An 11995-nucleotide genomic window follows, 5' to 3' on the forward strand; every position below is an offset into this window, starting at 1 on the left:
TGCGCCACCCCGCCCCGCCGGCCGCAGCCGCGCCGGCGCGCCCGCCCGAGATCGCCGAGCTTGACCGCGTTATCCGCAAGACCGGCACGCATCTGCTCGGTTCTTTCCGCAGCAACGGCTTCATCCCGACCTATGCCGCGTTCAACCTGATCGGCGACGCCGACATCGGCGGGCGCGAGCTGCTGATGGCGCTGACCGGGCTGAACGCGCGTGGCTACAAGAATTCGACCTTGCTGTTCGGCCTGGCGCGGATCTTCATCGCGCATTCGCCGGCGCGTGTGCTGATCAACCCGCCATGGCGCGGCATCGCCGAGCCGATGTGGGAGCCGGTGCAGATCCGCCACCGCTCGGCCTATTACGACGCGTTCTTCACCGAGGCGCTGCTCGGCTTTGTCGAGAGCGGGCTGGCGTCACCGGATCAGGCCGGCGCGGCGCGGCGCGCGACCGCCGACATGGTGGACTTCTGCCTGAAGACCAGCGCCGAGGACGTGCCATCGCATGACGGCTCCAATGTGCGGGTGATCACGGCGCTGGCGCCGGGGCGACATCCGCGCTTCTCGCGCTTCTTCGCCCAGATCAAGCAGGACCTCGGCTTCGGCATCTACGTGCCCGACTGCGACACCACCGCGTGCTCGTTCTCGGCCGCGACGCAAGCCGGCTCCGATGATCCGATCCTCACGCAGCCGCTGCTGGATTTCTATCGTGGCTACCAGGTGCGCGCGGGCGCCAACGAGCCTGTTGTCACCGTGCCGCTCAACGACAACATCGACTATGAGGGCGGCGTCGTCACCTGGATCGACAATCTCGAGGGCGAGCGGCCCTATGGCAACGACCTCGATCCGACGCTGAACCTCGACATCCTCGAGGTCTCGTTCCGCAATCTCGCCCGCTGGCAGATCATCGAGACGCCGCAGCGGCTGGAGACGCTGCATCGCATCATCGCCTTCCAGAAGCGGCTGGTCGAAAGCGGCGCGTTCAAAAATCCGCGCTCGCACATCTATTACCTGCCCGAGCTCTATTCGGCTTATTTCGGCCGCTGCTACGCCGCCTTCATCGCGCTGCCGCTGGCGGCGCAGCGCGTGATCGATCCCGGCAACGTGTTCGCGCTGATCCGCGCCCGCGTGCTCGGCTATGTCCAGGGCGAGCTGATCACCCATGAGATGAACCCGTTCGATGCCGCGCTGGCGCTGATGGCTCTGGCGCATCTTGGCGCCGAGGTTTCCACCTTCACGCCGGCGCTGCATTGCATCGTGCAGGGCCTCGGCGAGGGCGGCCGCAAGGGGCCCTACAGGGCCTATGAGTGGAACAAGATGAAGACGCCGACGCGGATCCTGGTCGGCGGCCCCGAGGTGACGTCGGCGTTCGTGCTGATGGCGCTGGCGCTGGCCAGGAAGCGAATGGCGGTGGTGTAGCCGTGCAGGATGGGTAGAGCGCAGCGAAATCCATCATCTCACCACGCGGACAGGATTGATGGGTTTCGCTGCGCTCTACCCATCCTACGGGCTACGAGACTTCGAGAGACGAATGGCTCATTCATCGCCGGATGACGCGAAGTTGAAACTGGCGGAAACACTCGACCACTGGCACGGTTGCCCAATTGCCCGCACAATCCTTGGGCACGGAACGCCGAAAGCCCTTTGAACGAAAAGAACCTGGCCGGGAATGCCGATGTTCAAGACGCTGCTCACTGCTGGCCTGCTGCTGTCGCTGCCGACCTTGGCAATGGCTGCCGACATCACCGGCGTGCCGAAGATCCGCGACGGCGACCAGCTGATGATCGGCAGCGTCAAGATCCGGCTGGGCGGGATCGACGCGCCGTCGACCGACCAGCTCTGCCTCAACACCAAGGGCGAGCGCTGGACCTGCGGCGTCGCCGCGCGCGACGAACTGATCAAGCATGCCGGCAACAAGAGCTGGACCTGCCACGCCCGCTCGGTCGATCGCCGCGGCCGCACCATCGCACGCTGCGAGGTCGACGGCGAGGACATCCAGAAATGGATGGTCAGCAATGGCTGGGCACTGGCCTTCACCCGCATCTCGCACGACTACGAGCCGGACGAGAAGGCGGCGCGTGAGGCCAAGGCCGGGATGTGGCAAGGCGCATTCATCGCGCCGTGGGACTGGCGCGTGCGCAACAAGAAGACCACCGTGCTCGGCGCGGTGAAGCCGCCGGAAGGCGCCAATGCGATCCTGCTGGCCTCGGCCTCCGGGCCGGTCGCGCCGTCGCCCGACTGCACCATCAAGGGCAACGTCAACCGCTCCGGCGAATGCATTTTCCACCAGCCGACCAGCCGCTGGTACGCTAAGATCGAAATGAAGATCAGCAAGGGCACGCGCTGGTTCTGCTCGGTCGAGGAAGCCGAAGCCGCCGGCTGCCGTGAGACGCGGCGCTGAGGCGCGACGCCCTGATTCGGAAGCGTGTGCCGTGACCGATGTCGAGACCATTCCGCATGCGGTGCGCCGTCGCAAGCGCCTGCGCTATCTGCAGCTGCTGCTGTTCGTGCTGGCGATCTACCTGATCGGGGCCTATCTGGCGCTACCGGCACTGTGGACGCATTATGAGCACCAGAAGGGCCTCGCCAACCTGCCCATGGTGACGCGTACCGCGCAGGGCATTCCCGGCGACCCCATGAATGTCGGGCTGATTGGCGACACCAAGGACGTGGTCTGCGCGATGCACGAGGCCGGCTGGTTTCCCGCCGATCCGGTCACACTGAAATCCTCGATCGAAATCGTCGGCTCCGTGCTGCTGGATCGGCCCTACAAGGATGCGCCGGTGAGCAACCTGTTCTATCTCGGCCGCCGCGAAGACCTCGCCTTCGAGCGGCCGGTCGGGTCGAGCGCCGATCGCCGCAACCATGTCCGGTTCTGGCGGGTGCTCGATCAGGGGCAGGAGAAGCGCCCGGTATGGCTCGGCGCCGCGACGCTCGACCGCAGCGTCGGCGTCAGCCATTACACCGGCGCCGTGACGCACCATATCGCGGCCGACCTCGACGCCGAACGCGCGTTGCTCGCCACCGATCTCGAATCCGCCGGCATGGTCACCGCGAAATACCAGGTCACGGGCATCGGTCCGACCTTCGACGGGCACAATGGCGGCGGCGATCTCTACTACACCGACGGCGAGATCTGGGTGCTGCGGCTGGTCGAGGCCTGCAACAAGAACCACGGCACCGTCGCGCAAATCCCGAGCCCCGCCGCGACCGAATTCAAGGACCAGATCTGGCGCGCGGTGGTCGAATCGATCGGCAAATAGGGCGCGTGTCCCGCGGTTTCGGAAACGCTGGATTGCTTCGCCCGGCTCGCAATCCGCCCTGCGATGGAATACTCTCCCCGCTTGACCCCTCACACGCATGATTTGCGTTGCTTTACCCAAAAGGAACAGGACGATGACCGTTCGCGCGGGCCGGGAATTTCTGGCCATCCCCGGGCCCACCACGATGCCTGATCAGGTGCTGCAGGCGATGCATCGCCCGGCGCTCGACATCTACTCCAGCGAGATGGTCGAACTGACCGAGAGCCTGCTGCGCGATCTCTCGAACCTGTTCGCCACCGCGGGCAAATCCTACATCTACATCTCCAATGGCCACGGCGCCTGGGAGGCGACGCTCTCTAACGTGCTGTCGCGCGGCGACAAGGTGCTGGTGCTGGAGAGCGGGCGCTTCGCGATCGGTTGGGGCATGGCCGCTGCCGCGATGGGCGCCGAGGTCGAGGTGCTGAAGGGCGACTGGCGCCGCGCGATCCGCCCGGCCGAGGTCGAGGAGCGGCTCAAGCGCGACAAGGAACACAAGATCAAGGCAATCCTCGCGGTGCAGATCGACACCGCCTCCGGTGCGGTGAACGACATCGAGGCGATCGGCAGGGCGATCAAGGCGGCCGGCCACCCCGCGCTGTTCATGGTCGACACCGTGGCCTCGCTCGGCTGCATGCCGTTCGAAATGGACAAATGGTATGTCGACGTCGCGATGTCCGGCTCGCAGAAGGGCCTGATGACGCCGCCCGGCCTCGGCTTCGTCGCCGCCAGTGATCGCGCCTGGGACGCCCACAAGAAGGCCGATCTGCGCACGCCCTATTGGGACTGGACCGAGCGCGAAGGAAGCGAGCACTACCGCAAATATGCCGGCACAGCGCCGGTGCACCTGCTGTTCGCGCTGCGCGAGGCGATCAACATGCTGCACGCCGAAGGCCTGCAGAACGCCTTCGAACGGCACCGGCTGCTCGGCGAGGCGGTGCGCCGCGCGGTTGCGGTCTGGGCCGAGGGACAGGTGCTCGGCTTCAACATCGCCGAACCCAATGAGCGCTCCAACACGGTGACGACCGTGACCGTCAAGGGCGCCGATCCCGCCGCGATCCAGCGCTATGCCAAGGAGAAATGCGGCGTCGTGCTCGGCACCGGCATCGGTGATTTGCAGGGCCAGGCCTTCCGCATCGCGCATATGGGCCACGTCAACGCGCCGATGATCCTCGGCACGCTCGGCGTCGTCGAGGTCGCGCTGACCGCGCTGGGGATTCCGCACGGCAAGGCCGGCGCCGACGCCGCCATCCAATGGCTCGGCGAGAACGTGAAGGCGTAGCTTAGAGTTCGAGGCTGCATCGCAAACCCGTCACCCGGACGAGGCGGCGAAAGCCGCCGTCTCGAAGGATCGACGGCCCGCGCTGCTGCCGCGTAAGAATCGGAGTGTTCCGAAATTACCGGGCTGTCGATCCTTCGAGGCTCGCTTCGCTCGCACCTCAGGATGACGGGACATGGGTTCGCGGAATGTCTAAACATCCGCGAAGATTCGCCCATTGACCGCGGCAAGGTTTGCTTCATGATCGATCCGCGTTGCACGCGCGGAATAATCGCCATGGGCATCTACATTTACATGCTTCGCTGCGCCGACAACTCGTACTATGTCGGCAGTGCAACGGGCGACGACCTTGCACCGCGCATCGAGCAGCACAACGCGGGCACCTTCCCCGGCTACACATACAACCGGCGACCGGTCGTCCTCGTCTGGTCGGAGTACTTCGAGCGCATCACCGACGGCATCTCCGCCGAGCGCCAGATCAAGGGCTGGAGCCGGGCGAAGAAAGAAGCACTCGTCAAATCGGATTGGGAAACTGTCAGCCGGTTCGCGCGTCGTCGCGGTGGCGCACCGCGAGTTAGACCCGCGGTCGATGATCCCTCCCCGTCATCCTGAGGTGCGAGCTCTTGCGAGCCTCGAAGGGTCGACGGCCCTGCTGTGGCCACAAGGACTCTGGACGCGGAAATAGCCGGACCGAACATCCTTCGAGGCTCGCCCAGCGGCGCAATTGCGCCGCAAGGCTCGCACCTCAGGATGACGGAACGAACAGCAGCCACGACTTTTTGAGAAGGCACCAACACTTTTCGTCGTCATCATTTTCCGCTTTACTGCCGGCAACAGCCGGGCCCTGATCCCTGCGACACAACAACATGGAGGGATCGCTTGGCATCGGTGGAACTACGCAGCCTGGTCAAGCGGTTTGGATCGTTTGTCGCGGTTGATGACGTCTCCCTCACGATTGATCACGGCCGGTTGGTCTGCCTGCTCGGGCCGTCCGGCTGCGGCAAGACCACGACGCTGCGGCTGATCGCAGGCTTCCTCGAGCCATCCGACGGCGAGATCCGGGTCGGCGACCGCGTGGTGTCGTCGAAGGCGCGCACCCTGCCGCCCGAACAGCGCAACATGTCGATGATCTTCCAGAGCTACGCGCTGTGGCCGCATATGACGGTGGCCGAGAATATCGTCTATGGGCTGCGCTTGCGCAAAATGGACCGCGACACGATTGCGAAAAAGCTCGCCGCGATCCTGGCGACGACCAAGCTGGAACCGCTGGCACAGCGCTATCCGGGCGAGCTGTCCGGCGGCCAGCAGCAGCGCGTCGCGCTGGCGCGTGCGCTGATCGTCGGGCCCGAAACGCTGCTGCTCGACGAGCCCTTGTCCAACCTCGACGCCAATCTGCGCGAGGAGATGCGGTTCGAGATCCGCCGCCTGCACGACGAATATCGCTACACCACGGTCTATGTCACCCACGATCAGTCCGAGGCGATGACGACCGCCGACCTGATCGCTGTGATGAACGCCGGCAAGATCGACCAGCTCGGCACGCCTGAGGACATCTACGCACGACCGGAATCCGAATTCGTCGCGCGCTTCATCGGCGCAGCGAATGTCATCAAGGGCACCGCGCGTGATGCATCGCATGTCGAGTTTGCCGGCGCGACATTGGAAGTGGTCGGTGCCCGGCTCACGAGCGGCCAAAACGCGCCGGTCGCGATCCGCCAGCATGAGATCCTGCTCTCGACGCAGCCGCCCGCCGCCGCGCCAAACACGCTCAAAGCCGTCGTGACGCGGCAGGTCTATCTCGGCATGAACCGCGACTACATGGTGGAAACATCAGACGGCACCTCGTTGCGGGTGACCACGCCGACGGAGACCGCAGTCGAGAAAGGCAGCGAAGTCTGGCTGACCTTGCCGCCCGAGCGCTGCCGGGCGCTCAGCCGATAAATAACAAGAAACGGAGGGACGCGATGCGGAAGACAATTTCCAGACGCGATGTCCTGAAAGGCTCAGCAGTGCTTGCCGCCGGCACGATGTTCGCCTCACCTGTGAACGCCGCGGCACCCGAGCCGGTCGCGATCACGCCCGACCTCGTCGCGGCCGCGACCAAAGAAAGCAAGCTCGTGTTCTATTCGTCGATGGACCTGCCGGTCGGCGAAAAGCTCGGCAAGGCGTTCGAGGCCGCCTATCCCGGGATCGCGGTGCAGATCGAGCGCTCCGGTTCGGAGCGGCTGTTCCAGCGCGTGGCGCAGGAATTCGATTCCAACATTCACGCCGCCGACGTCGTCAACAGCGCCGACGCCTCGCATTTCATTCCCTGGAATAAGAGCGGCTGGCTGATGCCGTTCGTGCCCGAGGACGTCGCGAAGCATTTTCCCGACAATTACCGCGATCCCGACGGCATGGCCGTGACCACGCGGCTGTGGCTGTCGTCGATCGCCTACAACACCAATCTGGTGAAGGCCGAGGACGCGCCGAAGAGCTTTGCCGACCTGCTCGACCCGAAGTGGATCGGCAAGATGGTGAAGGGTCATCCGGCCTATAGCGGCACCATCATGACCACGACGTTCCAGATCGTGCGCGAGCTCGGCTGGCCGTATCTGGAGAAACTCGCCAAGCAGCGCGTGATGCAAGTGCAGTCCTCGACCGATCCGCCGAAAAAGCTGTCGCTCGGCGAGCGCGCCGTGATGGCCGACGGCAATGAATACGGCATCGTGCTGCTGAAGGAAGCCGGACAGCCGGTCGAGCCGGTCTATCCGACCGAGGGCACGCCGACGATCTCCGGTCCGACCGGCATCTTCGCCACAGCGCCGCATCCGAACGCCGCAAAGCTGTTCCAGGCCTGGCTGCACACCCGCGAGACCCAGCAATTCTTCGTCGACTTCACCGGGCAATATTCGGTGCACGCGCAGGTGCAGCCCAAAGCCGGCCGGCGCAAGCTCGCCGACATCAAGCTGATGAAGGAGGATCCGGCGGGGGTGGAGGCGATGACCGAAGAGATCAAGACGCGCTATGCGCGGCTGTTTCGGGTGTGAGGATGGAGCGCAACCTTTACCGCCGTCATTCCGGGGCGCGCGCAGCGCGAGCCCGGAATCCATTTCTCCGCCGGCATTTGCGGCCCGATGGATTCTGGGCTCATCGCTTCGCGATGCCCCCAGGTGCGCAATTGCGCACCTGGGATGACGAGGGGAGCGTCTTCGCGTGACCGCAACCACCACCTCCCCGGCCCCAAAGCTCCGCATCGACTGGACGCGCCCCGTGCTGTGGCTGTTCGCCGCGGTGCTGATCCTCCTGATCCTGCTGCCGCTGTCATGGCTCGCGGTGTACGCCTTTACCGACAAGAACCGCCATCCGACGCTTGCGAACTTCGTCACGCTGTTCAGCAATCCGGATTTCCTCGATCCGTTGCTGACGACCGCGATCATCGCCACGACATCTGCGGTGATCTGCTGCATCGTCGCGGCGCCGATCAGCTGGCTGGTGTCGCGCACCGACATGCCGGGGCGGCAGACCATCCGCGCGCTCGTGACGGCCTCGTTCGTGACGCCGCCGTTCCTCGGTGCGGTCGCCTGGGAATTGCTGGCAGCGCCGAATTCGGGGCTGCTGAACCAGCTCTACCGGCTGTTCGCCGGCGAGGACGCCGACGCGCTGTTCAACATCTATTCGATGACCGGGATCATCTTCGTGATCTCCTGCTACACCTTCCCGTTCGTGTTCGTGCTGGTGGCGAATGCGCTCGACACCATGCCGGGCGAACTCGAGGATGCCTCCGCGATCCTCGGCGGCAACGCCTGGACCACCGCGCGGCGGGTGACCATCCCGCTCGCGCTGCCGGCGCTCGTCGCCGGCGCGCTGATCGCCTTCCTGCAAGCGATGACGCTGTTCGGTTCGCCCGCGATCCTGGCGCTGCCGGCCGGCTTCCACACCATGACGACCAAGATCTGGAGCCTGTTCCAGTATCCGCCGAAGCTCGAGCTCGCGGCAGCCGCCGCTGTGCCGCTACTGGTGCTGACCATCCTGCTGCTGCAGGGCCAGAAGGCGCTGCTCGGCCGCCGCGGCTATTCGGTGATCGGCGGCAAATATGGCGCGCCGCGCCGAGTCGAATTGCGCGGCTGGCGCTGGGCGGCACTCGGCTTCTGCCTTCTGGTGCTGCTCAACCCGGTGTTCCTGCCCTACCTCGCGCTGCTTAACGCCGCGTTCTCGCCGAACGCCACCACGCTGGTGACGCCATCGACGGCAACCCTGCACAACATCATCTTCGTATTCACCGAGCTGTCGTCGACGCAACTTGCGTTGAAGAATACGGTCATCCTCGGCACCGCGACCGCGACGATCGGCACCATCCTTGCGCTCGTCATCGCCTATGTCACAACCCGCAAGGTGATCGCGGGCCACCGGGTGCTCGGCTTCCTCGCCACCGCGCCGGTCGCGGTACCCGGCATCGTACTCGGCGTCGGCCTGTTCCTGAGCTACACGCGGCCGCCCTTCGTGCTGTACGGCACGCTGTGGATTCTGCTGCTGGCGTTCCTCACCATCAATCTGCCCTCGGCCTATCAGCAATTGCAGGCGGCGTTCGCGACCGTCCATCCCGAGCTCGAGGAAGCCAGCCGCATCCTCGGCGCGACGCGGCTGCAGGCGCTGCGCCAGATCACCGCGCCGCTGCTGCGCACCGGCGTGATCGCGACCTGGTGCTTCATCTTCATCGGCGTGATGCGGGAACTATCGGCTGCGATCGTGCTGTTCACCTCGCAAACGAAGGTCCTGTCGGTCCTGATCTACGATCTCAACGAAGGCGGCGACCTTGCCGCGATCGCGGTGCTCGGCATCGCGATGCTGCTGATCACCTTCGCCGTGGTGCTCATGGTGAACCAGATCCCGATGTCTGGCGGCAGCGCGGGCGCGAAGCTGCGGAACGGGTAGCTCTCACCGCCGGCATTGCGAGGAGCGAAGCGACCAAGCAATCCACCTGTCGGCTTGCGGCGCAATGGGCGGCTTCGCTTCGCTCGCAATGACGGGGATAGATCGAGGCTCTCAACCATCCCATCCCATCTGGCAATCGCCACATTCATCCCGATATAAAGCGGAACCCCGCACCATGAGGATCGTGTGACCAAATCCGCCACCAAGACATCGCCCCCGATCGCGCCGCGCCGGCCGCATTCCTTCACCACCCACGGCATCGCGGTGACCGACGACTATGCGTGGATCAAGGATCCCAAATGGCAGGAGGTGCTGCGCGATCCGTCGATTCTCGATCCCGATATCCGGAACTATCTCGAAGCCGAGAACGGCTATACCGAGAGCCTGCTCGGCCATACCGACGCGTTGCAGAAGCGGCTGGTCAAGGAGATGCGCGGACGGATCAAGGAGGATGATTCCAGCGTGCCGTCGCCGGACGGCCCGTTCGCCTATTTCAGAAAATTCCGCGAAGGCGGCCAGCACGAGCTGTACTGCCGCACGCCGCGCGACGGCGGTGAGGCGCATGTCGTGCTCGACGGCGACGCGCTGGCAAAGGACCACAAATATTTCAAGTTCGGCGGCAGCCGGCATTCCAACGATCACAAGCTCCATGCCTGGAGCGCCGACACCAAGGGCTCGGAGTATTTCTCGATCCGCGTCCGCGACTGGGCCAGCGGCGCCGATCTCGAGGATCTCGTCGAGGAGACCGACGGCGGCGTGGTCTGGGCCGCGGACTCCAAGAGCTTCTTCTACGTCAAGCTCGACGACAATCATCGCCCGATGCAGGTGTGGCGGCACAAGCTCGGCACCAAGCAGACCGATGACATCCTGATCTATGAGGAGCAGGATTCCGGCTGGTTCACCCATCTGCACGAGAGCGCCAGCGGCCGCTTCTGCGTGATCGCCGGCGGCGACCACGAAACCTCCGAGCAGCGGCTGATCGATCTCGGCAATCCCGACGCGCCGCCGCGCCTCGTCGCGGCGCGCGAGGAAGGCGTGCAATATTCAATCGCCGACCGCGGCGACGAGCTGTTCATTCTGACCAATGCCGACGACGCCATCGACTTCAAGGTCGTCACCGCGCCGCTCGCCGCGCCCGAGCGTGCCAACTGGCGCGACCTGATCCCGTATCGCGAAGGCGTCTATGTGCTCGACGTCGAGCTCTATGCCGGCCACATGGTGCGGCTGGAGCGCGCCAACGCGCTGCCGGCAATCATCATCCGCGACCTCAAGACGGGCGAGGAGCATGCGATCGCGTTCGACGAGGCAGCCTATTCGCTCGACACCATGGGCGGCTACGAGTTCGACACCACCAATCTGCGGTTTGCCTATTCGTCGATGACGACGCCGTCGGAGGTCTATGACTACGACATGGCGACGCGGACACGCGTGTTGCGCAAGCGCCAGGAGATTCCGTCCGGCCACAACCCGGCCGACTACGTGACCACGCGCATCATGGCGACATCGCATGACGGCGCGCAGGTGCCGGTCTCGATCCTGCATCGCAAGGATTTCGTTCGCGACGGCAAGGCGCCGCTGCTGCTGTACGGCTACGGCTCCTACGGCATGGCGATGCCGGCGTCGTTCGCGGCCAACCGGCTGTCGCTGGTCGACCGCGGCTTCGTCTACGCGATCGCGCATATTCGCGGCGGCGCCGACAAGGGCTGGGGCTGGTATCTCGACGGCAAGCGCGAGAGGAAGACCAACACGTTCGACGATTTCGCCGCCGCAGGCCGCGCACTGATCGAGGCGAAGTATACGGGTGAGAAGCGCATCGTCGGCCATGGCGGCTCGGCGGGCGGCATGCTGATGGGCGCGGTCGCCAACCGTGCCGGCGAGCTGTTCGCCGGCATCGTCGCCGAAGTGCCGTTCGTCGACGTACTCAACACCATGCTCGACGACACGCTGCCGCTGACGCCGCCGGAATGGCCGGAATGGGGCAACCCGATCGAGAGCGAGAAGGATTTCCGCACCATCCTGTCCTATTCGCCCTACGACAATGTCGCGGCAAAGGATTATCCGGCGATCCTCGCGATGGGCGGGCTCACCGACCCGCGCGTCACCTATTGGGAGCCGGCGAAATGGATCGCGCGGCTGCGCGCCACGATGCGCGGCGGCGGCCCGGTGCTGCTGCGCACCAACATGGGCGCCGGCCACGGCGGCGCCTCCGGCCGCTTCAACCGGCTGGACGAAGTCGCGATCGTCTACGCGTTTGCGCTGTGGGCGGTGGGGATGGCTGACAAGGCGGAGGCGTAGGGCAGCCTAGCCGAGTTAGCTGGCGCGGTCCCTCCCCATCGTCGTCCTGGCGAAAGCCAAGACCCATACCGCGTGAGCTATCGAGAGAGGAAGTTGCAGTTCCGCGGCACGGCCAGTCTTCGCCAAACTCCGCCCTGTGGTTATGGGTCCATGCTTTCGCCGGGACGACGGCGGAATGCATCGCAGCCGCTCGTCAGGGACGACAGCACCGTAAC

Annotated in this window: 9 protein-coding genes; all 9 read left to right on the forward strand. The window is 65.1% G+C overall.

Features of this window, described 5'->3' with window-relative positions; translation table 11 throughout:
* Nucleotides 1-1412, forward strand: a 1412-nt coding sequence (locus ALC15_RS40030) for a hypothetical protein (RefSeq protein WP_050632017.1), incomplete at its 5' end; no start/stop codon positions are given.
* Nucleotides 1413-1668: 256 nt separating this feature from the next.
* Nucleotides 1669-2394 carry a thermonuclease family protein gene (locus ALC15_RS40035; RefSeq protein WP_050632024.1) on the forward strand — a complete coding sequence of 242 codons (726 nt, stop codon included), beginning with the start codon at nucleotides 1669-1671 and terminating at the stop codon, nucleotides 2392-2394.
* 31 nt (nucleotides 2395-2425) lie between these two features.
* Entirely contained in the window at nucleotides 2426-3256 is an 831-nt protein-coding gene (locus ALC15_RS40040) for an LssY C-terminal domain-containing protein (RefSeq protein ID WP_050632018.1), read from the forward strand.
* 133 nt (nucleotides 3257-3389) lie between these two features.
* Nucleotides 3390-4574, forward strand: a complete 1185-nt coding sequence (locus ALC15_RS40045; RefSeq protein WP_050632019.1) for a pyridoxal-phosphate-dependent aminotransferase family protein — start codon at nucleotides 3390-3392, stop codon at nucleotides 4572-4574.
* A 273-nt stretch (nucleotides 4575-4847) separates the two neighbouring features.
* Nucleotides 4848-5183, forward strand: a complete 336-nt coding sequence (locus tag ALC15_RS40050; protein ID WP_050632025.1) for a GIY-YIG nuclease family protein — start codon at nucleotides 4848-4850, stop codon at nucleotides 5181-5183.
* Between the two features lie 276 nt (nucleotides 5184-5459).
* On the forward strand, nucleotides 5460-6512 hold the full coding sequence (locus ALC15_RS40055; RefSeq protein ID WP_244486484.1) for an ABC transporter ATP-binding protein: 1053 nt from the start codon (nucleotides 5460-5462) through the stop codon (nucleotides 6510-6512).
* 23 nt (nucleotides 6513-6535) lie between these two features.
* Entirely contained in the window at nucleotides 6536-7600 is a 1065-nt protein-coding gene (locus tag ALC15_RS40060) for a substrate-binding domain-containing protein (protein WP_050632021.1), read from the forward strand.
* A gap of 166 nt (nucleotides 7601-7766) precedes the next feature.
* Nucleotides 7767-9485, forward strand: a complete 1719-nt coding sequence (locus tag ALC15_RS40065; protein WP_050632022.1) for an ABC transporter permease — start codon at nucleotides 7767-7769, stop codon at nucleotides 9483-9485.
* A gap of 186 nt (nucleotides 9486-9671) precedes the next feature.
* Nucleotides 9672-11780, forward strand: a complete 2109-nt coding sequence (locus tag ALC15_RS40070; protein ID WP_050632023.1) for a S9 family peptidase — start codon at nucleotides 9672-9674, stop codon at nucleotides 11778-11780.
* The last annotated feature ends 215 nt before the right edge of the window (nucleotides 11781-11995 follow it).

This window comes from Bradyrhizobium viridifuturi (assembly GCF_001238275.1).
GTDB lineage: Bacteria > Pseudomonadota > Alphaproteobacteria > Rhizobiales > Xanthobacteraceae > Bradyrhizobium > Bradyrhizobium viridifuturi.